This window comes from Pandoraea captiosa, assembly GCF_902459775.1.
Classification (GTDB): domain Bacteria; phylum Pseudomonadota; class Gammaproteobacteria; order Burkholderiales; family Burkholderiaceae; genus Pandoraea; species Pandoraea captiosa.
Window position 1 is genome coordinate 1,205,492 of record NZ_CABPSQ010000001.1, and the last position, 25,067, is coordinate 1,230,558.

General features: G+C 62.8%; 14 protein-coding genes. 7 read left to right on the forward strand and 7 right to left on the reverse strand.

The window, feature by feature from the left end:
- Positions 1-19: 19 nt before the first annotated feature.
- The 7 genes from PCA31118_RS05045 to PCA31118_RS05075 all read right to left on the reverse strand — a co-directional run bounded on the left by PCA31118_RS05045 (position 20) and on the right by PCA31118_RS05075 (position 9,300).
- Positions 20-1,267, reverse strand: a complete 1,248-nt coding sequence (locus PCA31118_RS05045; protein ID WP_150623472.1) for a GGDEF domain-containing protein — start codon at positions 1,265-1,267, stop codon at positions 20-22.
- A 368-nt stretch (positions 1,268-1,635) separates the two neighbouring features.
- Positions 1,636-2,532 carry an IclR family transcriptional regulator gene (locus PCA31118_RS05050; RefSeq protein WP_246190064.1) on the reverse strand — a complete coding sequence of 299 codons (897 nt, stop codon included), beginning with the start codon at positions 2,530-2,532 and terminating at the stop codon, positions 1,636-1,638.
- A gap of 100 nt (positions 2,533-2,632) precedes the next feature.
- Positions 2,633-4,288: an AMP-binding protein gene (locus PCA31118_RS05055; protein ID WP_150623474.1), complete on the reverse strand. Its 1,656-nt coding sequence runs from the start codon at positions 4,286-4,288 to the stop codon at positions 2,633-2,635.
- A gap of 17 nt (positions 4,289-4,305) precedes the next feature.
- Positions 4,306-6,057: an ABC transporter permease subunit gene (locus tag PCA31118_RS05060; RefSeq protein ID WP_150623476.1), complete on the reverse strand. Its 1,752-nt coding sequence runs from the start codon at positions 6,055-6,057 to the stop codon at positions 4,306-4,308.
- Positions 6,058-6,123: 66 nt separating this feature from the next.
- Positions 6,124-7,212, reverse strand: coding sequence for an ABC transporter ATP-binding protein (locus tag PCA31118_RS05065; protein WP_150623478.1), 1,089 nt, complete (start codon positions 7,210-7,212; stop codon positions 6,124-6,126).
- Between the two features lie 42 nt (positions 7,213-7,254).
- Positions 7,255-8,337, reverse strand: a complete 1,083-nt coding sequence (locus tag PCA31118_RS05070) for an ABC transporter substrate-binding protein (RefSeq protein WP_150623480.1) — start codon at positions 8,335-8,337, stop codon at positions 7,255-7,257.
- A 162-nt stretch (positions 8,338-8,499) separates the two neighbouring features.
- Positions 8,500-9,300: an enoyl-CoA hydratase/isomerase family protein gene (locus tag PCA31118_RS05075; protein ID WP_044455685.1), complete on the reverse strand. Its 801-nt coding sequence runs from the start codon at positions 9,298-9,300 to the stop codon at positions 8,500-8,502.
- Positions 9,301-9,617: 317 nt separating this feature from the next.
- Between PCA31118_RS05075 and PCA31118_RS05080 the strand changes: the two genes are divergently transcribed.
- The 7 genes from PCA31118_RS05080 (at position 9,618) to PCA31118_RS26965 (ending at position 25,067) form a co-directional block, all read left to right on the forward strand.
- Positions 9,618-10,706, forward strand: a complete 1,089-nt coding sequence (locus PCA31118_RS05080; protein WP_150623482.1) for a hypothetical protein — start codon at positions 9,618-9,620, stop codon at positions 10,704-10,706.
- Between the two features lie 134 nt (positions 10,707-10,840).
- Positions 10,841-11,932 carry a hypothetical protein gene (locus PCA31118_RS05085; protein WP_150623484.1) on the forward strand — a complete coding sequence of 364 codons (1,092 nt, stop codon included), beginning with the start codon at positions 10,841-10,843 and terminating at the stop codon, positions 11,930-11,932.
- 15 nt (positions 11,933-11,947) lie between these two features.
- Positions 11,948-13,051 (forward strand): hypothetical protein, encoded by a 1,104-nt coding sequence (locus PCA31118_RS05090; RefSeq protein WP_150623486.1) that lies wholly within the window; start codon positions 11,948-11,950, stop codon positions 13,049-13,051.
- A gap of 37 nt (positions 13,052-13,088) precedes the next feature.
- A complete protein-coding gene (locus PCA31118_RS05095; RefSeq protein ID WP_150623488.1) occupies positions 13,089-17,924 on the forward strand; it encodes a Tc toxin subunit A in 4,836 nt (1,611 codons plus the stop codon).
- A gap of 20 nt (positions 17,925-17,944) precedes the next feature.
- On the forward strand, positions 17,945-22,390 hold the full coding sequence (locus PCA31118_RS05100) for a Tc toxin subunit A-related protein (protein WP_150623490.1): 4,446 nt from the start codon (positions 17,945-17,947) through the stop codon (positions 22,388-22,390).
- Positions 22,391-22,917: 527 nt separating this feature from the next.
- The gene (locus PCA31118_RS05105) at positions 22,918-24,900 is read left to right on the forward strand and encodes a hypothetical protein (RefSeq protein WP_150623492.1); all 1,983 of its coding nucleotides are present in this window, start codon (positions 22,918-22,920) and stop codon (positions 24,898-24,900) included.
- Positions 24,897-25,067, forward strand: a complete 171-nt coding sequence (locus tag PCA31118_RS26965; RefSeq protein ID WP_174990331.1) for a hypothetical protein — start codon at positions 24,897-24,899, stop codon at positions 25,065-25,067. Before PCA31118_RS05105 ends, PCA31118_RS26965 begins: the two co-directional genes overlap by 4 nt.

Sequence of the window (25,067 nt, forward strand, 5' to 3'; positions counted from 1 at the left end):
CCCCGGCGCCCTCCTCGCGTCAACCGCCCGCCGCTGCGCGCAGTACCGGCGCCGTGACGTCGGCGCGCTGATCGACAACTGGCATCACCGTCTCCGGCGTGTAACGAACGCAGCGATTGCGACCGGCCGCCTTGGCCTGATAGAGCGCCCGGTCCGCACGCTGCACGAGTGATGACAATTCGCCGCGCGAACGCTCATCGCAGGCAATACCGATGCTCACCGTCGCCGCGACCCGCTCGCCCTGCACGACGCTTGCCGCCCGCTCGAACGCTTCACGTACGCGCTCTGCGATCGTCTGCGCCTCATTGGCGCCCACGCCCGGCAGGAACAAGGCAAACTCCTCGCCGCCATAGCGCCCGAAGATATCGTCCGAGCGCAGTTGCTGTGCAGCGGTGCGCGCGAACAACAACAGCACCGTGTCGCCGAACGGGTGCCCGTAGGTGTCGTTGATGCGCTTGAAGTGATCGAGATCGAGCAGCAGCAGCGCCACGGGCGCGCGCGCGAGCGCGTGGCGGCGGAGCTGTTCACGAGCCAGACGCGTGAACTCCGGGCGGTTGAACGCTTGCGTGAGGCCGTCGCGCGTCGCGGCCCGATGCAGTGCGATCTCGGAACGCTCCTTGCCCAACGACACCATGAGGAAACTCGCCACCACGATGAGTACGAGCATTTCAGTCGTCGACACCTGCGGGCCGAACCACGCGAGAAACTGGGCGTCGCGCGGCCCGAGCCAGACGAGCGCCACGGCGCGCGCCGTGTAAAACGAGCCGTGCAGTACCGCCACGACCGCCAGCACGATGCTGCTGGGCAACCGCGGCCCCGACGCCTGCCAGAACTCCTTGGCCGCCATCAGGCTATAAATCGCCAGCAGCGAGAAGAACAACACACCACCACTCCACGCCCCCAGCGGTCTGGCAAACAGCCAGGTTCCCCAAAGCAGCATCGCCGGACCGCCGAACACGCCGACCCACTGCACGCTACGGCCGTAAAAGCGCCGCGCGCCGCTCCACACCATCGCGAACGCCAGTGTCGCCACCGCGTTGCCCAACGGATAGAGGATGGCGAGTTGCGTGCTTCGCGCCGCGAGCAAATAGAGAACGGGAGAGAATGTGGCAAGCAGGAACGCCAGACTCCACCATCGCGGAGATTCGGCTTCGTCGCGCCGCAGGGCATCGAGCATGAACAGAATGCCTGTCGCAATGCTCAACAGAAAGGTCACGAACTGTAGTGTCGGCAGATCCAACGCCGGCAACGACAAACCAAGAGCCATGGCTCCGTCCCCCGTACGCGTCGCGGCAGACGGAGGGGCATTTCCGTCCCGGGCGCGACACGCAGTTTGAAGTTCGGGGGATAAGCCCTGATGGAACGCGCAGCGGTTCGATCAGCGGTTCCATCAGCGCTTCGACAGGTTGGAGAGGGACAAACGCGGTAGCCGCTTGCGCGCCGTATGTGGCGCACCGTCTGGCCGCCCCGGTCCGGCCATCGGTTTCGTGTCTCCAAACGCATGGGGCGGGATTCTAGCACGTCAATTTCGGACGGCAACCGGCGCTCAGGCCCGTCGGCAAAGGAAGTCTCAACCTGCCTTACATTTCCTTTTCGATGCTTCCCGGTCCTTCCCGGTGCTTTCGATTACTGTCGTCACATTTCCTGACGGCGCCGCGCGGACAACGCACCGGCGGTCTGGATCACGAGATCGGCAAAGCGCCGCTCGTCGCGCCCGGCATTCCAGCGCACGCGCGGCACGGCAATGTTGATCGCACCGATGGCCCTGCCGTCCTGATTGACGACCGCGGCTGCCGTTGAGATGTCGCCCATGAAGTACTCGTCTTCCGTGTGCGCGTAGCCCTGTTTGCGAATTCGGGCGAGTCGTTCCTTGATCTTGCGCGGTTGCGCCACGGTCGCCGGGGTGAACTGAACGAGATGGGTGCGCGCGAGGATGTCGTCGATCTCCGTGTCGTCGAGCGTCGCGAGCATGGCCAGCCCCGGTGCGGTGCAGTATGCCGGCAGGCGCGAGCCGACGATCACGTTCGCGTTGAACACACTCCGGCTCACGATACGCAGCACGAAGACGATGTCCGTGTCGAGCCGCACGGTCAGGTTCGTGGCTTCTTCGGTCTCTGCGGCCAGTTGCTGAAGGTAGGGCGCAGCTCGACTGACCAGTTCGTTGGAGACGAGATAGTGGTAGGTGAAGTCGAGCAGCTTCGGCGACAGTTCGTACTTCTTGCTCTGCGGGTCCTTGAGCAGGTAACCCAACGCCGAGAGCGTGAACGTGAAACGCTGCGCGGCACTGATGTCGAACCCGGTGGCCGAGGCGATTTCGGAGAGCGACAGATGCCGCTTCGAACCGTCGAACGCCGTCAGCACTTTCATCGCCTTTTCGACCGAGTTGACGTAAAGCGTGGACTCGGTGGGCGCGCTGGATGCCGTCGTCGTGTCCGCATGCGTGTCAGTCGCCTCAGTAGCGTTGGCGGCTTTGGCTGTTTTGGTCGCGTTGGTCGCTTTGGCGCGAGTGCGTGGGGTTTTGGTGGTGGCCACAGGTCGTCGAATGTCGGACAGATTTTTTCCGATTATCTCATGAAAATAACATTCTATTTACATGCGATAATCGCTTGACCACCACACAACCTCACTTTGCTCACCTTGTCGAGCCGGACTCCCACGCAAGCGCCGTGTCGCGAGACAACAGATGCTTGCGAATCCGCTCGGACGGCGTCGTCTCGAACTGGGCCGTCTCGCGATAGTAGCGCGGCCGCTGATAGCTGGCGAGCCGCTCCGACGCCCATTGCGACAGCGTTGGCCAATCGAGCGGCTTGTCGCGGAACTGCACGTACAACAGGATGTCCTGCTCGCCGACGTCGCTCGCAACGCCAATCGCCGCACACGCCGCGATCGACGGATGCCGGGCAAAAACGCGCTCGATCTCCCAGGCCGACACGTTCTCACCACGCACGCGCATGCTGTCGGTACGGCGACCAATGAAGACGAGGCTGCCATCGGCGCCGCGCCGTGCACTGTCGCCGGTATAGAGTTTGCCGTCGCGCAGCGCTTTGGCGGTGGCCTCGGGATTATCGAGGTAGCCCGGCAGGAAGACCCCTTCGACCTCGCTCGACAGCACGATTTCGCCCGGCTCCCCGTCTGCGACCGCACGACCGTCGTCGTCCAGCAATTCCAGCGTCAGCCAGGGCAATGCGTGACCGATGGATCCCGGCTGATCGGCGTCGTTCAACGTGGCGAAGCTCGAACATTCCGTCATGCCGTAGCATTCGCGCAATGCACACCCCAGACGCTCGCGCGTGGCCTGCCATGCGCTCGCCGACACGCCTGCGCCCCAGGCGACACGCAACGAGTTGGTGGCCGGCTGCGCGTCGCGCGGCAACTGCATGAGAATGTCCAGAATGCCGCCGAGGTAATGCAGATGCGTTGCCTGCGCCTGCTCGCACTGCTGCCAGAAGCGGCTGGCGGAGAAGCGCTCGACGACATGCATTTCGACATCGACGAGAAACGGCAGCAGCAACATCTGCGCGCCGCCGATATGGCACAGCGGCTCCCAGAGGAACAGCCGGTCGCCGCTGCCCGCATCCGCCACCCGCAATGCTGCCTCGCTGGCGATACGCATCATGCGATGCGTGAACAGCACCCCCTTGGGCGCGCCGGTCGTGCCGGAGGTGTAGATGATGCACAGCACCGAGGCCGGCGTCACATTCGCGGCGACGGGCAACTTACCGGCGTGCGCCTGGGCTTGCGTCATGACATCGGACAGCCAGACACGCGTGACGCTCGGACCATGGTGCCCCGCCTGCTCGGCCGCGAGCGCGACGCCGGCATCGATGACCTGCGCGAAAGCCGGCTCGGCAATCAGCAGCTTCGGCTTGGCGTGGCCGAGCAGATACTCGATGCCGTCGCCCTTCAGACGCGTGTTGACCGGCACCCAGACGAGGCCGGACAGCATCAATGCGTAGATGAGCGCAATCTGCGCCGCGCTATTTCCCAGCATGACGGCCACGCGATCACCGGGCATTAGCCCCTGCGCAGCGAGCCACGCCTGCATGGCGCCGACCCGTGCGGCCATCTGTGCCCGATCAATGGCCTCGCCCTCGAAAACCACGACCGGATGCGTCGATCCGGCATGAAGCCCTGCCATTAGCAGCGGCACGACATCGAGCCGGTCGCCCTCGGCCCGCTGCGGAAAATACTGCGTGTAAGGATGCGACGCCGACGGCGAAGCCTGTTGCGCAGGGCAAAGCGTCTGCGCATTCACCGGCGCGACTCGGGCAACGTTAGACATGGACATACGGGAATCCGGAGATATCAGTAGCTCTTGCGTTTGAAGATGGAAGACAGCCAGACGACGAACACCATCAGGAACACCAGCGAGGTGGCGACAGCGGCGAGCGTCGGGGTGACGGCCAGTTGAATGTCGTCCCACATCTGCTTGGGCAGCGTGGTATTGATGCCGCCGGAGACGAAGATGGCGATGGTCAGGTCGTCGAACGACACGATGAACGCGAACAGGAATGCCGAGCCGAGGCTTGCCGCGAGCAACGGCAACAGCACGGTGCGCACGCGGGTGAAAGCGGAGGCGCCGAGCATCTTGGCCGCATCGTCGAGTCGCCAGTCGAAGCGCTTGAAGCTCGCCGACAGGGTCACGACCACATACGGAATGGCCAGCACGGTGTGACCGATCACGAGCCCCGCATTGGTGCCCGCCAGTTCCCAACGGGCGAAGAGATAAAGCAGTCCGACGGCGACCACGATGCGCGGCACGATCAGCGGCGCAATGAACACGGCAAACAGCGGCTTGCGCCAGCGCGACGGCAACCGAACCAGCGCCAGACTTGCGCCGAAGCCGAGCACCAGCGCCAGTGCCGCCGTGGCGAAACCCACGCCGAGCGAGCGCAGCAACGCCGCTTGCCACACGCTCGATTCGAGAAACGCCACGAACCATTTGACGGTGAACAACTCCGGCGGGAACGACACGAACGACTGCCGCGTGAACGCCAGCGGCACAACGAATGCGATCGGCAGCACCAGCGCAAGCACGACCGCCCACGTGTAGGCCTTCAGTCCAACGCCGCCATCGGCGCGCTCACGTCCCCGAGAGAACGAGAATTTGCCTGCGAGGCGCCCCACGGCAATGAGCAGCGGCAGCATGCGCCCGCCTGAACCGGCGCGTCGCTGCGGCGCTTCGCCCGCCAGCGACGACAGTCCCACCACACGGTCGTAGACAAAGAACACCACGATGGAGCACAGGAGCAAGACCGTCGAGAGTGCCCCTGCGAAGCGCAGATCGAACAGCTCCAGCACTGACGTGATGACCAGTTGCGCCACCATCGACTCGCGCGGCGAACCCAGCAGTGCCGGTACGATGAAAAACCCCAGACTCGTAATGAAGACGAGCAGACCGGCCGCTGCGGCCCCGGCGCTCGACAGCGGCAAAAAGACGGTGAAAAACCCGGTCGCGCGATCCGCGCCGAGCGTCTGCGCGGCCTGCACGAGTTGCATGTTGATGCCGCGCATGATCGGCAGCATCGTCATCACGGCCAGCGGCAACATCGCGTGCACCATGCCGATCAGCACGCCGGTCATGGAGGGCGCCAGCGTGCCCGCGCCATCGATCAGCCCCAGATGTGTCGCCAGCGTCGTGAGCAACCCCGTCTTCGAGAGCAACAGCATCCAGGCGTACGTCTTGACCAGATAGCTCGTCCAGAATGGCAGCACGATCCACAGCAGCCAGCGCTCACGCGAACGCGCCGGCAGGCGGGCGAGCAGATAGGCGACCGGATAGCCGAGCAGCACCGAGAGCGCGGCCGTCAGGAAGGCGATCCAGAAGGTCGAGCCAAGCACCTTGATATAGACAGCGGAATGCGTCATGCGCGCAAACTGCGCGACCGACAACGCGCCATCGGCATCGTAGAGGCCGCCCTGCAGAATCTCGACGACGGGCACGATGAAGAACACAGCGAGGAACAGCAGCGCGGGCAAGGCCGGCAGCCAGCGGGCCAGATGCTTCGGCCAGGCAATACGAGGCCCCGCCTGAGGCAGGCGTTGAACAAGCCACATGGCAAATACTCCTGAAGCGGATGATTGGGGCGCTCATGCGAACACCCCGATTGGCGGCGAAGCGACTCAGCGAGTGAGCAGCGTGGCGCGCGCGTGGTCCCAGGCGAGTCCCACCCGATCGCCCACGCGAGGCGTCAGATCGCGAGGGCATCGCACGGTGAAGTCCGCCGCGTCGCCTCCCGGCACGCTCTGGGCATCGGCACCCTGCCCCAGCGACACGATGGCGCGCGTGTCGGCCCCGAGAAACACGACTTCGCGAATCGTGCCTGCGAGTGCGCCCTCCTCCGGCGACGTCAGGCGCGCCGCTTCCGGCCGGACCAGCAGGCTGGCGTTGCCCGCCGCCGGCAGATCGGGGCTGGGACCGACAGGCACGAGGCGCGCGCCCACCCGCAGCGCCACGCGCCCGTCGGGCAGACGCTCCACAATGCCGTCGAGCAAATTCGAATGTCCGAGAAAATCTGCAGCGAAGCGGGTGGCCGGCCGGTCATACAACTGCGTCGGCGTGCCGATCTGTTCGATGCGCGCCTGATTCATCAGGCAGATGCGGTCGGACAGCGTGAGCGCTTCATCCTGATCGTGGGTCACGTAGATGAAGGTTGCGCCCAGTTCCTGATGCAGCCGGCGAATCTCCAGCTGCATGTGCTCACGCAACTTCTTGTCCAGCGCCCCGAGCGGTTCGTCGAGCAGAATGATCGACGGACGGAACGCGAAACAGCGCGCGAGCGCAATGCGCTGCTGCTGGCCGCCCGAGAGTTCCGCCGGCAGACGCTGCGCAAAGGCCTGCATCTTGACCATTGCCAGTGCGGCGTCGACGGCCGGCGCCAGTTCGGCGCGCGGCAGCTTGCGCATGCGCAACCCATACGCCACGTTTTCCCAGACGGTCATATGCGGAAACAGCGCGTAGCTCTGGAACACCATGCCGATGCCGCGCTTGCCCGGCGCCTCGTGCGTGGCGTCGCGACCGTCGATGAGCAACTGCCCGGCGCTGGGCTCGACCAGCCCCGAGATCATCTGCAACAGCGTGGTCTTGCCCGAGCCGGACGGCCCGAGCAGCGTGAGAAATTCCCCTGCCGCGACGCGCAGATCCGTCGGCAGAAGCGCGGGGGTCTCGCGATACGTCTTGGCAAGACCGATGGTTTCCAGTTTGGTACTCATGTTCGTGCTCATCCTGCTCCACGGCTCCGGTCTTCGCGACGCTTACGACAACAACCACGCGTTGAAACGCTCGGTGGCCTTGGCGCGGTTCTCCGCCCACCACTGCGGGCTCGGCAGACGCATGCCCTTGAGGTTGGCGGGGGCGGTGGGCAACAACGGCGCACGCTCTTTCGGAATGCCGTCGAAGGCCTTGAGGTTGGTCGGGCCGTAGGCCAGATCCTGCGTAATGAGCGCCTGACGCGCCGGATCGCCGCAAAAGCGCACGAACTGTCGGGCGAACTCGGCACGCGGCGTGCCCTTCGGAATGCCCCACCCTTCGATCGAGTACAGCCCCTGATTCCAGACGATCTTCACCGGCGCCTTGTTGTCGATGGCAGCTTGCGCGCGTCCGTTCCAGGTCGACATCATGTCGACGTCGCCGCTCTGGATTGCCTGCATGGCTTGCGCACCCGATGTCCACCACAGGTTGATGTGCGGTTTGATCTTGTCGAGCGACCGGAACGCGCGGTCGAGATCGAGCGGGTACAGCTTGTCGATAGGCACGCCGTCGGCCATGAGGGCCTGCTCCAGCGTGTCGAGCGGGCTGCGACGCAGCGAGCGACGGCCGGGAAAGCGCTTCACGTCCCAGAAGTCCGCCCACGTTTGCGGCGCTTCCTTCTGGAATTTGTCGGTGCGGTACGCCAGGACCGTCGAATACACATCGACGCCCAGCCAGTCGGCCGTGACGGCCTCGGGCATGATGCCGGGGAAATCCCCCGCCTTCATGCCGATAGGTTCGAGAAAGCCCTTGGATTCGAGATACGGGATATCGGCCGAGAGCGTGAGCGTGGTGACGTCCCACACGAAGTTCTTCGTCTGTACCATGGCCGCGAACTGCGCCACCGGCTGCGAATCGCGTGCCACGCTGACCACCTTGATGCCGGTCGCCTTCTCGAACGGATCGTAGAACGCGCGGCGATACGCCACGGTGTACGGGCCGCCCGGATCGGACACGATCAGTTGCCGGGCCTGGGCGAACGCGTTGTGCGAGGTCGCGAGCGGCAATGCGCCGGCCAGTGCAGTGGCGCCTGCCATCTGAAGCAGACGGCGACGGGACGGGTTTTGCGGGTCGTGCGAGTCAGACATAAGGAACTCCGCTGTGCAGTGGACGTGCGCGCGGCGCAAGTCCTGTGTGGATCGTCACGCGGCGACGGGCCGCAACGCGTGACGTAACTTCATTCGCTTCGGTCGGTAGCGATCTCTATTGGGAAACGCGTCTAGGAAGCGCGTCTGGGAAGCGCGTTCGCGTCACGCCTTGGCCGTTTCCGACTTCGCGGCACGCTTGGCAAAAAACGCGGCCATCATGCGTGCCGGTTCGCCCGACTCGTACGACTCGCGCTGAATGCGCATGCCGGCTTCGATGGCGTCCTGGAACGTGCCCTCGGTCATTTCACGGAAGCGCTGCTTGTCCAGACGCATGGCGACCGGCGGCTTCTCGGCCAGCTCCGTCGCAATCTCCAGCGCCTTGTCGAACACCTTGTCTTCGGGCACGAGGTGATGAATCAGACCGAGTCGATGACTCTCCTCGGCGTCCATCAGGCGGCCCGTGAGCGTGAGTTCGATGGTGCGCGACAGGCCCAGCATGTGATTCATGATCCACGGGCCGGTCGTGCTGGCGATGCCGGCATTGATTTCCGGCTGGCCCATGCGCACGCCCGGGTGCCCCACCCGGATATCGCCGAGCAACGACACCTGGAAGGCCGAGCCGGCGGCGGTGCCGTTGAGCGCCATGACCAGCGGCTTCTTCAGGCTGCGAATCACGTCGTAGTAATGCTCCCAGCCCTTGATCCACTCGATGGCGGTGTCGCCGTCGAAGTGCTTCGCTTCGGCCAGATCCTGCCCGGCCGAGAATGCGCGCCCGGCGCCAGTCATGATCACGGCCGCCACATTCTCGTCAGCGTTGAAGCGCTGGAGCGCGTCGATGATCAGTTCGCGCATGGCGATGGTCCAGGCGTTGAGCGCTTGCGGGCGATTCAACGTAATCACGGCAACCTTGCCGACCTGCGTGAAGAGAACTTCCTGTTCCGTTTGCTTTGCGGTCTCGCTCATTTGAACTCCATGGACATCGACGCGTGACATCACGCGTGCATTGAGATGACGACAATGCGGTCAACGCATTTTTCGCTAAACAGTTATCTCAGTGCAATAACTGTTATTTGAAAGAAATATAGTTATTTCAAAAAAATGGCGCAAGTCGAATCGCTTCAGGGTTTACCTCAGGCGGTTGCACCTCGCGCCGAGGCGCGCGTGAGAGATGAGTGACCTGTCAACGTTGACAGTTGTGGGTGTATGGGTAACCGCAGACGATGGCGTTGCGTTGTCTCGCTTCATCCGCCGCATCTTTCTCTGCCTCGCAGGAGGCCATCATGAGCACGTCCAGCAACAAGTCCGGTGCCAACTCGGGCAATGACACGTCTAACACGTTCGAACTCGTGGCAAAGCCGATGCCGAAGACCAGCATGTACGACGAGGGATCCGGCGCGACCATCTTCGTCTTCGGGCCGACGGACGGCGGTGACCGCGGCATTCTCATCGAGGCGCGTGCGCTGCCCGGCGGGCAGCCGATGGAGGGCATCCCTTGCAGCATCATCAGCCTCACCCCGCCTGACTCGGTGACAAGCGGGGTCATGACGCTCCCGATTGGCGAGACCCGATTTACCGACGCCAATGGCGTTGCCGAATTTCCTGTGACGTATCGACGGGATCTCGGGCTGTTTTCACCGGCCACGTTCGTCGTCGCGGGCGGACCGTCGTACAAGAACTATCGAATCATCTTCAGGCGGTGCGCGTCGAATCCGGACGAGGCCACTTATATGGCGGTGTGCTACCCGGGCCGCCCGGAACTCGGCGAGGCATACGCCGATCCGCATTTGCGCGTCTACGGCATTGCCGGGAGTTACGTTCATCCCGCCACGGGAGTGCCCGAGATCAAGGACCCTGTCCATGCGCGTCTGTTTCAAACAGACGGGTCATTGATGTGGGAGGTCGCTGCGAAAGCCGAATTTTCGGAAATTCAAAAAACGCTTTCCTTCCGATACGACGAAACGCTGACAGGGATCGAGCAGACCTACAACATCGGCAGCATGAACGTCGAGGCGACCATGGATCTTGCCGGCGAATATCACATTGGGCGCCGTCGCATTGACGTCAACAACGACTTCCCGCCCCTTCTCGAGAACTCGCAAGCGCCGTTCCTCTACGCCCCTGTCAAGTCCGCACCGGTAGGCGAGCCCATCTATTTGCAATGGCCGACGTATGCGAACAAGCAGCCCGGCGAGGAGTACCGACTGAGCAGCGGCGATGGCCTGAGTGTTCAGATCTTCCCCTTTGAGTTCGGTGAAGTCGCCTTGGCTCGCATCATCGGCAACAAGGCGTTCTCACCTGTCATCGATCTGTTCCGGGAGGTGGACGGAAAAAGTACGCTGATCGACCGGGTATTGCTGCGCTGGGAGTAAGCCGACAGACATGTCGGCCGGGGTCGACGATGACACCAAAGTCACCAGCGTCGACAGTGGCCGGAGTCTGGCCAGTTTTTGGGCGAGAGCGTCCCGCATTGGCGAGATGAGACTTTCAAGTTTTGGAGGATGTCATGAACGCTTCGGACAAAGTGAACAAGTCCCAGGGCGCCCCGGGCAACGACACGTCGAACACTTTCGAGCTTGTTGCCAAGCCGATGCCCAAAACCAGTATGTACGGCGATAGATACAACTCGGTCTTCGTTTTTGGCCCGACGGGGGCTGGCGAGCGCGGCATTCTTATCGAAGCGCGTGCGCTTCCCGGCGGAGAACCGATGGAAGGCATCCCTTGCAGTATTTCCAGTCTCAGTCCGGACGACGCGGTGAGTAGCGGTGCCATGACGATGCCCATCGGCGAGACCCGATTCACGGATGCCGATGGAATCGCAGAGTTTCCGGTGACCTATCGGCGGGACGCCGGGTTGTTTCGATCCGCCGGATTTACCATCGCTGGCGGCCCCTCCAGCACGCAATATCAGATCGACTACAGGCGATGCGCGGGAAGTCCGGATGAGGCCACGTATATCGCGGTGATGTACCCCGGCCGCCCGGAACTCGGCGAGGCTTACGCCTACCCCCATTTGCGTGTCTATGGCATTGCAGGAAGTTATGTCCGCGGTGCCGAAGATCTGCCCGATCTCGAACACTCGGTGAACGTCCGCCTCTATCAAACCGACGGCGCCGTCATGTGGTCCTTCCTGGCGGACGCGTTTCTTTCCGAGGCGGACTACACCCTGTCATTTCGGATGGACGACACGAGAACGGGGTCTGACGAGACCTATGACATCGGCAGCATGGACGTTCGTACGACCGGGCCACTTGGCGAGTCGTATCACATCGGCGGTGCCGGAATCGACGTCAAAAACAGCCATCCGCCGCTCATTGAAAGATCGATGGCGCCGTTCCTGTATGCCCCTGTCAAATCTGCTCGCGTGGGTGAGCCTATCTACTTGCAGTGGCCGACGTACGCCAACCAGCAGCCCGGTGAGAAGTATCGCTTGACCGAGGGCAGCGGACTGGACGTCGAAATTTTGCCCTTCACCTTCGGCGAAGTGGCGCTCGCACGCCTGACGAGTAGCAGGGCCTGGTCACCTAACGTGTATCTCTATCGAGAGGTGGATGGGGTCGAGAAGTTCATCGATACGGTACTGCTGCATTGGGAATGAAATCAGGAGAGCGCCATGAGCACATCAAACGATGCAAACGATGCAAACGATGCAAACGAGCCGAAGGCAAACGCGGACGCGGGCAGTTCGAACACGTTCGAGCTTTTCGCCAAACCGATGCCCAAGACCAGTATGGGTGCTTCGGGCGCCTTCGTCTTCGGACCGACCGGTGGGGGCGTGCGCGGCATCCTGATCGAAGCCCGCGCGCTGCCCGGCGGTGAGCCAATGGAAGGTATCCCATGCAGCATTGTTTCCCTTACGCCGGATGACGCGATAACGAGCGGCGCAATGGGAATGCCGATCGGGGAGCCCCGATTCACCGACGCCAATGGCGTTGCGGAATTTCCGGTGACGTATCGCCAGGATGCCGGGTTGTTTTCCTCGGCCCGGTTCATGATCGCCGGGGGCCCGACGACCAAGCAATACACGGTCTACTACATGCGGTGTCCGTCGGATCCGGACGAAGCCACTTACATGGCCGTCGTCTATCCTGCCCGTCCCGAACTCGGCGAAGCCTACGGGCACGACCATATCCGCATCTATGGCATCGCCGCTCGATACGCTCACGGCGCCGCAGGCGTGCCTACTGACCCCGACGCCCAGGTTTCCGTTCGACTCTATCGACGCGACGGCTCGGTCATCTTTGCCTTCAGCGCGCCAATGCACTTCTCGCAGTCGGATGGCAGCATCTCGTTCAGACACGATGAGACATTGCCTGGGGACGATACGGATTACGACCTCGGCAGCATGGATGCTTACGTGATGCCACCGCTCAACGCGCGATACCACATCGGCGGCCCGGACATCGACATCAGAATAAACCATCCGCCGCTCATCGAAAAATCGATGGCGCCGTTCCTGTATGCCCCGGTCAAGTCAGCCCCCGTGGGCGAGCCGATCTACTTGCAGTGGCCGACGTACGCCAATCAGCAACCCGGCGAGAAGTACCGTTTGACCGAGGGCAGCGGGATGGACGTCGAAATCTTGCCGTTCACCTTCGGCGAAGTGGCGCTCGCACGTCTGACGAGTAGCAGGGCCTGGTCACCTAACGTGTTTCTCTATCGAGAGGTGGATGGCGTTGAGAAGTTCATCGATGCGGTACTGCTGAGCTGGACGTAATTCATCCGCCATCGGACTGTGCCACGGGGAGTTCTCAATGGGTCGCAAAGCAAAAGCATCGATCTACACCAGCCCGCTGATCGAGCGGTTGACGAAGACGCAGTCCGACGCCGCACGGCAAGTTGCGCAGGCAGCAGGCGATGCGGTGACGCTGGGCAGCCTGTCGGCACGGCAATTGCTTGACCGACGTCCCGACCTGCATATCGACGAAGCCCGTCGGCTCCAACAGCGCGCGGCGGCGGCGGGCATCGTCGTCGCCCGACGGTTCCGGGAGCGGGAACTGATCCGGAGCGAGCAGACGTCGCCCGACATCGCGCAGGGTTTCGAGGCGCTGGCCAAGGGCCCGCAGTACGGCAACCTTTTCGACGAAAACTGGGCCGCCATGGCACGGCCGAACGCCATCGAGGCGCGCACCTCGCCCGTTGCGTATCTAACAATGTTGTATCGCCGCGCGCGGTCGCTGGAAGCCTCGAAGCCGCAAAGCCCCTTTCGTCTGAAACTGGACGACCGTCGTCCGGACATTGCCGACGAAGTCATCGACGAGCAAGCGTTCAATGCCGAAATTCCGACGCTATCGGTCTCGACGCGCGTACTCGAATTCGCGATTTCCGCCTATCTGAAAGTGTTGTCGGGCCGCGAAGATACCGCGCCGGACATCGACATCGCCATGTCGCAAGTGCGCTACCCAATGTCGATGCCGTACGAACACTGGGCCACGCAGATTCGCGAAATTCTCTCGCTCGCGCGAGGCGAGCGACTCTCACTGGGCGAAGTCGCTCGTCGGGTGGATCCGAAATACCACTATTTCGTGGATCAGAGCATGCAATCGACTTGGGGGGACGACGCCATGCTGCTGAGCTTGCCGTTAGGCCCCAACCGGCGCGAATTGCTCACGGCTCCCTACTTCACCGGCACCGGTACAGACGAAAGCGACGCCGATTTCTACCTCCAGACGTTCGGCGTGAATCACCTGACCGAACTCATCGATACGTCGATCTTTTGCGCACGTACCCATACGGAAAGCAACGCCTTGCCCCAGTTGTTCGCCGTGCAGACCGCCGCGCCGGTGGCCTCCGAGAACGTGCCGGGTCTGCCGCCCGCGAGCGCAGCGGCATTTGGCGCGGTCTATCTGAACGGCGCAGAGACGCCCGCTATCGCCATCGAGACCCTCCCGCCGCCCGAGACAGCACGCAGACCGGTACGAGCGGACATGCCGCACGTCAATGAGGAGGATGACGACACCGAACCAGTGAATCCCCCGCATTACTTCACCGGCCTGACCCCGAATCGTGCCGACCGGATACATCGCATCATCCGACTCAGTCGCTGGCTTGAACTCACCTATTGCGAAACGGATCGACTGATCATCTCGGCGCATATTGCCCAGCAGTCCACCGGCGCGCCGGTCATCACCACGAATACCCTTCGCGCGCTGGGAGTCTTCAAGGACTTTCAGACACGCTACGGGGTCGGTGCGGAAGACTTCGCCGCGTGGATGAGCACGCTTGCTCCTTACAGTCTTGGAGACGACGGCCCGTCGCAGTTCGATCGCGTGTTCAACGAGCCGCGCCTGCACTCGACGCCGCTGGTGCTCGACGGTGGACCGATCGAGTGGCTTAGTCGCATGGGACAGGCCCCCGGTGCGCAGGCGGCGCAGCACATCGCAGTTGCGCTGGGCCTCAGTCCCGACGAGTTCATCTACATCGCGCGTACCATCTCGGCGACCCTGGGCGATCGACCGCTAACGCGCTCGCTCGACGTGGTCTCGGCCTTTTATCGCATTGCCAGCCTTGCACGCCACCTTTCGATCTCGCCGACGGTGCTCGTCGGCCTGTTCGAAACGCTCGGGCAAGCGGGCGCGCCAGTGGTAAGCCAGTTCGCGGGAACGCCTCGTGTGCAGGCCATCGCGACACTCGGAGACACCGATTTTCTCAGTGCCCTGGTGGCCGTCGAAGGGTGCTTGAGATGGTGTCGCGACAACGGCATCGACGTTGCATGGATGATTCAGCATCTGCGTGCGCCTTCGACGCCGCAAATCGCGGGAAGTCCCGAACAGACGCTGATCCGCAGCCTCAAGAACCAGTTAGCCACGTCGCGCATTACGCTGAGTCTGCTGTTCGAGGCGGGCATACCGGAATCGCTGCAATTGTCCGATCCGCCGGAAGACCCCGAAGAAGACCTTCCTGCCCCGATCACGCCCGACTGGCTCTGTCAGTTGTCGGAAGTGGTCGACACCGACGGCATTGTGCGCGATGGCGTGTCGGGCACGGACGTCGATTTCGAGGCGAGCGCCGCGGCGATCATCCGTTCCGCAGTACAAGCGCTATTCAAAGGCGAGATCTACGAGTGCCTCGATGTCGGCATGAAGAATGCCCCAAACGTCGATGAAGATATCCCGCCCGGCAGAGTCCCGCTGCGCGACCAGATCGTCGATACGCTCATTTCGATCGTCGTGCGTACGCGTGCAGCACAACGCGCCATTGTGCAGGAACATCTCGGCAGTTATCTGGGCATTGCCGGCGAACTGGTGCTGCCGCTTGTCGACTGGGCCGGACAAAGCGTCTATGACATTCTGGGGTGGGCGTGGAAAGCCATCCCCGAGCCGGTGCCTGAGATGGCACGCCGCCAGATCGACGCCATTCTCACCTGGCCCGCCTCGCTGCAGGCGAGCCGAGATGTCCATCGGTTCGAAGCGTCGGAGGTCATGCTTTACCAACTGAGCGAGTTGCGGCGGCAAGCCGACATCGTCGTGCATTTCTCGCTTGACGGCGCCATGCTCGCGCAACACGCGCAGAACGCCCGTCAGGAGGAGTCGCGCGAGCGCGATGCCTTCGGCTTCGCGCCCGGCGGCAAGACACTACGCGACTTCTATTACCTCCGGACATACCGGGACATCGTCGAGCGCGGGCATTGCGCCCCGGCGGACCTGTTGGCATATCTTGCGCTCGTCAACACGCCGGGCATCATCGACGAAGCAGGTCTCGAGGCGAACGAGGGCTATGCACGTCTGATGCGTGACGCGGCGGCAGGTCACGTGGCGTCGCTCATCGGTGCGGGCGCTCGCGATGTGCTCGACGCCGCCATGATGGTCAGCCCCTACGGCATCGTGCGTCGGCTGAGTGACTTTGCCGGATTGCTGCGTGTGCTGCACCTCTCGCAAGTGACGGGGCTGAGCGTCATTGCACTGGACCGGCTCGGTCGTCTCGCAGAAGGCTCGGGCACCGCCGAGTACCGCCAGGCAGTGCAGGACGCCCTCGCCTGCCTGAGCGCCTCGGCTCAGGAGCACGGTGCAGATACCGCTGAGGTGACACCCGAGGTAGGACAAGGCGCGACGAGCACCTGCACCGTGTCGAAGCAACTGCTCGTGGCCAACTGGGACGACGCCTCCGGAGAAGACGACAACGAAGCGCGGTTCGCGCTGACCCTTCGCGATCTGAGCGGAGCACCGCTGGCCGGGGTGCCGGTACGGTGGTCGCAGTCGGGCGTGGGCGTGATCGATGCCGACTCGGCCACGACCGACGCCGACGGCGTCGCACGTCTGACGCTCTACCCCGGACTGACGATGGGCATGGCGTACGTGTTTGCCACCATCGGCCTGGATCAACGCATTGCGTTACCGGCCGTGCGCGTGGATTGCGACGAGGCGACGGTAAACCTGCATGAGATGGACCCGCCAGGCGACGCGCTTGCGGGTGAGCGCGAAGTCATGCCGCTGTCCGTCTATCTCGACGATCTGCATAGCAATCGGGTCATCGGCCGCGAAATTCGCTGGGAAGTGACGGACGGCCCCGGCCGTTTGCTGCGCACTTCCAGCTTTACGGATCGGAACGGCGTCGCAAAAACGTCGCTGGTGAGCCGCGAGACAGGCACGGTCGCCGTGATCGCGCGCTTCGGCGGCGGGTCCGCAAACGTCCTCTTCACCGGTCTCAAGTTCGTTGACAAGGCTTACGTCAGCGGGGACTACGGCATCCGCCCCGTGACGCCATTGCTCGCGAATCAGGCCATCACACTGCGATGTCAGGTGCTCTCCCTGACCGGCCGCCCCGCGCCAGACGAAACGGTCTCGTGGATCGTGGATGGCGAGCCGGCATCCACCTCGGAATCGGACGCCAACGGATTCGCGTCGCTCGACTTGTCCGCACTCGCCGTGGGCACCATCGTCGTGACGGCATCGGTTCACGGGCGGCGTATTCAGTCGCAGTTCGACATCGTCGATGTACCGCTGGCCACGCCCATCACGCCGAAGGATCAGAAATTCATCGAGGACGCGCAGCGACTGGCGTTTGTCGGGGTGCTGGTCGAAGCCACTCAGTTTCCCGGCAGCGGTGTTCCCGGCAGCAAACGACCGCCAATCGCCGATCTGCCTGTGACATGGACATTCCCCGGCAACGAGACGGCGACCGCATTTACCGATCTGGCCGGACACAGTCGCGCGCCCGTCTCGCTGGCGGTGCCGGGCACGCACACGATCAAGGCCACGCCCGGCGATCTCGCACCCGTCGAATTCTCGATCAGCGTCGTTGCCGCACCGGCGTGGACGATCACGCTCGACGGCGCCGCGATCACCGACCTTCTCTCAATGCGCGTTGGCGATACCGGCGTGCTGCGAATCAAGCCCGCGCCGGGGCATGAGCATCTCGTCGGCGAGCACGTGCTGCTCACATGGGAAGGCGCCAACCCGACCGGTCAGGGGCTGCTCGCGACGCCAAGCTACATGCAGATCCGCGAGATGTCGTCGGCCGGGCTGGAATGGACGCTGGACTGCCGGCGAGAACCGTCGGAGAGCGCGCGCTTTGCGATTGGCATACGGCTGGTCGATCCCCGTCACGTGCGATGGATCAACGTACGGATCGCCCCGGCATCCGCGGCGTGACCCCCTACAGGAGCCACCTCATGAGCGACGACATTCGCGGCATGTACGACGTATTCGCCAGAACCCGCCAGCGTGCCCTGACCGACTTCTACCTCGGACAGGTAGTGGTGAGGGCAGAAGTCGCCCAAGGCACACCGGTCACGACAGAGGACCTCAACCACTATCAACTGCTTGACCATCTGGTCGAAACCGCGCCGACGACGTCGGTCGTCGGCGAGTTGATTGCTTCACTGCAACGCTACATTCACGCCGTGTACGCCGGGGAGGAACCCGGTTTTTCCGAACCGTTCGACCCGGACGACGTGGGCCGCTGGCGAGACTGGGAGTCGCGCTACGATATCTGGGCGGGCGCGGAGCAACTACGTTCATACCCGGAGAACTACATCGACCCGACGCTGCGCATTCGCAAGAGCGAGTTCTTCCGCACGCTGGAAAACGACCTGGGACAAGCCCGGCTCAACAAGGATCGTGCGCGCGTGGCGATTCTTTCTTACCTGCGTGCGTTCGAACACGTGGCCAATCTCGACGTGATGAGCGGTTACATCGATGGCTCGGACCGGCGTGACGCGCCCTACTACTTCATCGGTCGGCATAAAGCTGTGCCGGGACAGTACTACTGGCGCAAGGCCAACGTGTTCCTCGGCGAAAAGCAGACGCGTCTGAGTCCGACAGCGTGGGGCGAATGGCAACCGATCGGGGCCAAAATGTCCGATGACGTCACGCACATCCGTCCCGTCTGCGTGAACGGCCGCCTCTTTGTCATATGGGTTGAGCGGCATGAGAGAAAGTTGCCACCGGCGTCCGGCACCCGCACGTCGACGTGGCATTTCAAGCTCCATTACTCATTCGTGGACCTGAACGGTCTCTGGGCGCCAGCAACACTGGTCGACGAGGTCGAAGCGGATCGCGATACCGACTTTCGCCTCATCGCTATCGGATTCGATGCCGCACATCCGAGCGAATCGTCGATGGCGGCGGCTCTCATCGCGAAGGACGACGCATCGCTCGATAGCGTTCACCTGTGGGACGCCCTGTTCAATCCCATTGCACCCGACGCCTACCTCGTTACGCTTCGCGCGCTTGCCACCGGGCGCTTTGCCAGCTCGCTCGTGTTGCAGAACCGCTTCCCGAGCCTCGACGCGGTCATCGACCCGAAGAACCTTTACGTCGCCGACATTGTCGCCACGCCGGAGGGAAAGGCATCGACAACCGATGCACGCATCGCATCGGAATTGTCGCTTCGGGCAAAGTACTTCGTGACGGGCAGCAGCGAAAATCCGAGCGGCAATCTGGAAGTCACAGCGCTGTGTACTGCGGTTGTCCCCGATTTCAAGTTCAGGGTAGGCCGTTTGGTGCTCAAGGTTCGCGATCCCCATGGGGTGTACCGCAACGTGGCGTTTTTGCACATGACAAAAGCCTCCGACAGTCTCGTGGTCGTGGTCATGCAAGCCCTACACCCGTTTCTGCGCAGGGTACAGATCAAGATGCCGTCCGGGAACCTGATCGGCACGAATTGGAGCATTTTCGATCCCACCCCCTACCAGTTCTTCACGCTGAGCGGCTCCGACGCCGAACGTATTCTGAACATCTCGGAAGCTGCATTTCGCGAGGGGGCCGGACTTGGCGTCAATGAGCTCATTATTCCCACGCTGCCATCGGTTGACCCCCACTTCCGTGGCGACCTCATCAGCGGCGACACCGTGCCAAAGTCCATGGAATTTTCGCTCTCGCATGAGGGCGTTCAGTCATGGCGGAAAACCATGGTCGCCAATGGCGGCATCAGCGTAACGTCCAAGCACTCGCTGGCAGACGCGGAGAAACTTGAACACATGTTCTCCTTCGGTGCGGTCTCGCCCCCCTCCTGGCGCAATACCTACAAGGTGACGCTGGCCGAACATGTCGGCGATTTGCCCGAGATCGTCAATGGCGCGCGTGGCGGGCAGTTCCTGAGATTCGACGAAGGCGAGCTGTCGTCCAGAGACGTCCGCCTGAACACGACTTTTACGGGGGCGTTGATTCAGCGTGCGTCCATTTCCCTCGAACGCCTGCTCGACTGGGACGCACAAACCACCGAAGAACCCCCGTTTCCCGACACCCCCGATACGCCTGAGGAAATCGACTTCACCGGGGCCAACGGACGCTACTTCTGGGAAATTTTTTTCCACTTACCCCATTTGGTCGCGTATCAGCTTCGCGCCGAAATGAGCTATAGCGACGCGCTGGTCTGGCTCAATTATCTTTTCGATCCTGCACGCCCCATTCTTGCGGCGAAATCCGAAACGCCGCGCTACTGGCGGGTGCGGCCGCTGGTAGACGCGAGCGACGACAGTTACGAGGTGGCCGAGCCAGCCGATCCCGACGCCATCGCCTACAGTAACCCCGTGCATTACCGCAAACGCGTGTTTCGCGACTACGTGGAGACGCTGATCGAATGGGGCGACATGCTCTACCGCCAAGTGTCGCGCGACAGTCTTACGGAAGCGAAAATGCTGTACGTCCGCGCCGCACGAATGATGGGCCAGGCCCCCGACTTCAAGAGCGCACCGCACTGGACGCCGGCGTCGCTCTCCGAGCTCGACGCACAGCACGACGCCACGCGCTTCGCTGCCATCGAGGCCGACATCACCGACGACGATCTGGCCGACCTGCCCCCAACATCTGGCGGCCTGCTGAACGCAGAACTTCTCGCGCATCCGGCGTTCCGCCTGCCGCTCAACCTCGACCTGCTCTCGCTTTGGGAGACGATTTCGTCCCGACTGTTCAACCTTCGGCATCACCTGACCATTGACGGCAAGCCGCTGCAACTACCGTTGTACGACACGCCGGTTTCGCCGTTCGATCTCATGCGGGCGCAGTCGGGAGACGGCGGTTTGCATCGTCGCGACATCGGCGGCGGGTTGCTGGTGCTGCCGTTCCGGTTCGCGACGATCCTCCCGCGCGCCCAGCAGGCGGTTCAGACGCTATGCCAATTCGGCAATCTGGTGCGTCAGTACATCGAGCAAGGTGACCGGGCACAGCAAGAAGAGATCGCCCAGCAGCACGTCATCGAGATATCGCGTTTCATCATCCGCACCCAAGAGGAGATGCTCGCCCACGCCGAAGCCGTGCGCGCGTCAATGGTCGCCGCGCGTGCGAGCGCGAAGTTGCGGCACGACTGGTTCAAGCAAATGGTCGACAAGGACGTGTCGCCGACGGAGCTCTCGTCCACCGCGTTACTCGCTGCCGGACAGCTCTATCAAACCATGGTCCCCATCGCGTCGCTCGCAGCTGCCATCGCGGATTCGATCCCGAACATTTACGGGATGGCCACCGGCGGCGCCCAATATGGCGCCGTTGGCCACGCTGCTGCCAGGGGAATGGAAGTCACCTCGAATTCGCTGACGATGGGCGCCCATTTGCTCGATCGCGCCGAGGGGTTCCGGCGTCGTCGGGTCGAATGGGCCTTCCAGCGCGAGATGGCAGATGCCGAGATCCGCATGATCGACACGCAGCTTGCCGCACAGGACGTGCAAATTCAGGCTAGTCGTACGTCGCTCGAACAGCAGACCCGCGCCATGGCGCAAGCCGAGGAAATGTACACGTTCCTCACGCAGACGCGCGGCAGCCGCGCCTCGCTCTATCGCTGGCTGCAAAGTCGCATGGCAACCCTCTACTTTCAGGCGTTCGACGCCACAACGACGCTGTGTCAGGCCGCCCAGGCCGGATGGCAATACGAGGTCGGCGATTATGAAACGCATTTCATCGAGCCGGGTAACTGGCTCGACGGGTATTACGGACTGACCGCCGGCGAATCTCTGTCGCTCGCCCTGCTCAAGATGGATTCGGCATTCCTGCATCGCCGGGAGCGACAGTTGGTCATCAAGAAGAATATCTCGCTCAAAGCGCACCTTGCCGCGACATGGGACGACGATCTTCAGAAATTGCAGAAAGACGGCAAGCTCGATTTCTCGCTCAACAGTCAGGTCTTCGACGCCGACCATCCCGGACTCTACCTGCGGCAATTGCGGCGCGTCTCCGTGACCGTCCCCGCGGTGATCGGGCCGTATCAGACACTGAACATGACGCTCACCCAACTGGGCAGTCTGCTCGTGATCAAGCCCGACATCCGGGCGATGCGCTACGTCTACAACCCTGCCGACACGGAAGGCAGTTCGCAGTATGTCCGGCACAACCTTCGGATGACGCCCAAGGTGGCGGTGAGCACCGGCCTCGACGACGACGGTACAGGCATGCGCTTTCTCTTTGACAACGACCGTTACGAGCCCTTCGAGCGAATGGGGGCCATCTCGACGTGGCAAATCGGGTTCGCACGCCCCGGCGTGTCGCCCCACAAGGAAATTCTCGCCGCAATCACCGATATCGTCATTCACATCGAGTACACCGCAGCGGATGGTGGCCCGACCTTCGCAAAGGAAGTCGAAGAGACGTTTTTCGACGATGCCGATGCCGATCGGAGAATGTCATGAAGACCTCACGCAACCGCAAAACCCACCGCAGCCTCCTGCCCTACGGCAACCTCGGCAACGACTGGCGCGACGGGTGGACCAACGTCAACGGCAGTGGCGGCGTATCCCTACGGCTGGTCGAAGGCGTTCGTACGTATCTGGATATTTTGAGTACGACGCTCATCTCGAAGCGGGTACCGATGCCTGTCGACCCCATGGTGCTCGGGGGCGTCGGCTTGGGATACCGACTGCACATGCGTTATCAGCCCACCGAGAACGAAACGCCGCCGGAACCCAATGCCACGTTGTACAGCCACCCATCAGGGCAGCGCGTGGTGCTCCCGCTACCAGTTCCCGGCGAGGGCGCCCGCAACACCGGGGAATGGCTCACCATCGAAGCCGATGTTCCCGAAGTCGCGTGCGACAACGCCTTCGAACTTCATCTCGCCTCGGGCCAACAGGGACAAGACCCGCCGACGGAGCTGCACGGGCAGGATGACGACGTCGACGACGGTCGCGAGCCAAACTGGCCGGTTCGCCCCGGACAAGTGCATATCTCCGGCGCACTGATTCAAATCCCCGGCGACCCGGGCATCGCCGTCAACTTGCATCTACCCGCGCTCGCGCTTCACGAGTCACCGGTGCCCGTCTCGCTCGATGGGGTTGTCCCGCGCTGGACCATCGACGGCAAACTGCCCATCTGCATCGGCGCCGCGCACGTGCTCGCGCTCCCGATCGACGAAGCATGCGGCTGGGCAGGCAGCGCCGACGGCACGTATGCCGGCTCGCAAGCGTACGCCTACTGGGACGACGAAAACGGCGCGGATGCGCAAGGGCTGACAATCGAACCCACAGCGCCGATCGAACCCGATGACGACGCCCAACTCGCCCGAAGCCCCTGGACACTGCGATGCGACATAAAAGCCGATCCCGACGTCGCAAACACCATCGTCGTCGAGAGCATCTACCACGCCCCACCCTATCCGCTCGACTGTGTTACCGGCCATTTCAAACGGGCATTCGAATCCGTCGATCCGCCCGCCTACTGGCCGTGCATACCTTTGGGTGAGACCGCGGTCGTGCGCGCGCGCGTGCTGAACGCCGCCGCCGCCATCGCAGCGACCGGAGTGCCCGTCCAATGGCGGTTGAATGGGGTCGATAGCGGAACGACACGTACCGACGACGAGGGCTGGGCAGAATTCGAATTTCTCCCAAAGGCAGATGCCACAGTGACTGCGGCAATCGACGCCCCCTACAACGAAGCTCCATTGAATGCGTCGGTCGAGGTTCGAACGATTTCGTCATTACCCTGGACTCAGTTCGTTCTGACGCTGGACGGACGAGAAATCAACCCCGTCGAAGGTCGCGTCGTTTTCGGCGCGCAATCGTCTCCTCACACGTTGGCGCTAAAGCCGACGTCGGACAACGTTTCGCTCAACCGGCAATGTGCCGTCGACTTCCGGATTACCGATGATTTGCCGGCGAACGGCGCCCTGAGCTTCGAGCCCCCGCCAGGCGTTTCTCGCGAAATCGATGCCAACGGCCTCGAATGGACCGTCACGGTCGACCCCGATGCCGACGCCCCCGGTTACTTCATCGAACTCGACTTCACCTGCGAGCCGTGGAAGTCACCGATCTCGACGCATGGCACGGTCGCGGACAGACCGTTCGATCTTGTCGCATTGCCAACGCCGAAAACAAGCATGCGCGGCGAGGTTTTCGTCTTCGGACCGTCCTACGGTTCGGAGAGCGGCATCCGGGTGGAAGCGCGGGCAATTCCCGACGGCGAGCCGGTGGCCAACGCGCCGTGCTACATCGCAAGCCTGATACCCGACACCGCCATTGTCGAGGGCGCGCTGTCCATGCCGATCGATGTCGTCAAACGTACGGACGCCGACGGCGCAGCCGTGTTTCCCGTCACCTACCGTCAGGATCACGGTCTGCATTCGCCAGCGCAATTCACCATCGTCGGCGGTGCACAGGCCAAACGCCACAGCGTCGATTTCAGGCGAACACCATCGGACCCGGACGAGTCGACAGCCATCGCCGTCATCTATCCCGGCCGACCGGAGTTCGGTTCGGTGAGCAATACGCCACGCCTCACCTGCGCGTATATGCCATTGTCGGAAAATACTTCATGGACGGCGTTGGCCCGCACCCGATTGCGGGGCGCATTTACGACGATGCGGTGGAGATCCGGCTCCTGCAGGCAAACGGTGAAACCCTTGGCCCATACATCGCGAGTGCGTCCACGTCGGCCGAGTCCACCCTTTCAGTACGCTTGGACACGGACCTGGATCCCGGCGACTATTCGGAAATCGTCGTCGCGCATATCCGCGCAATCGGCTCGTTCGCGCAGACGTTTCACTTCGACTTCGATGTCGACACCCGGAAAGATCATCCGGGGCGATTTTATCTGCCGGAGCCACCGTTCCTTTATGCGCCCGTCAGGTCGGCTGCCGTCGGCGAATCCATCTACGTTCAATGGCCGACATACACCAGTTATCAGCCCGGCGAGCACTATCGCGTGACCAACACCATCGGGCCGCCGTACAGCCTCATCTATCCGTTCACATTCGGTGACGTCGCCTGTGCGCGGCTGACCAGCGACACCGCGTTTTCTCCAATCGTGGACTTGTATCGGGTCGTGGCGGGAGACTCACGTGCGATCGATCGTGTGCTGCTGCACTGGACATAG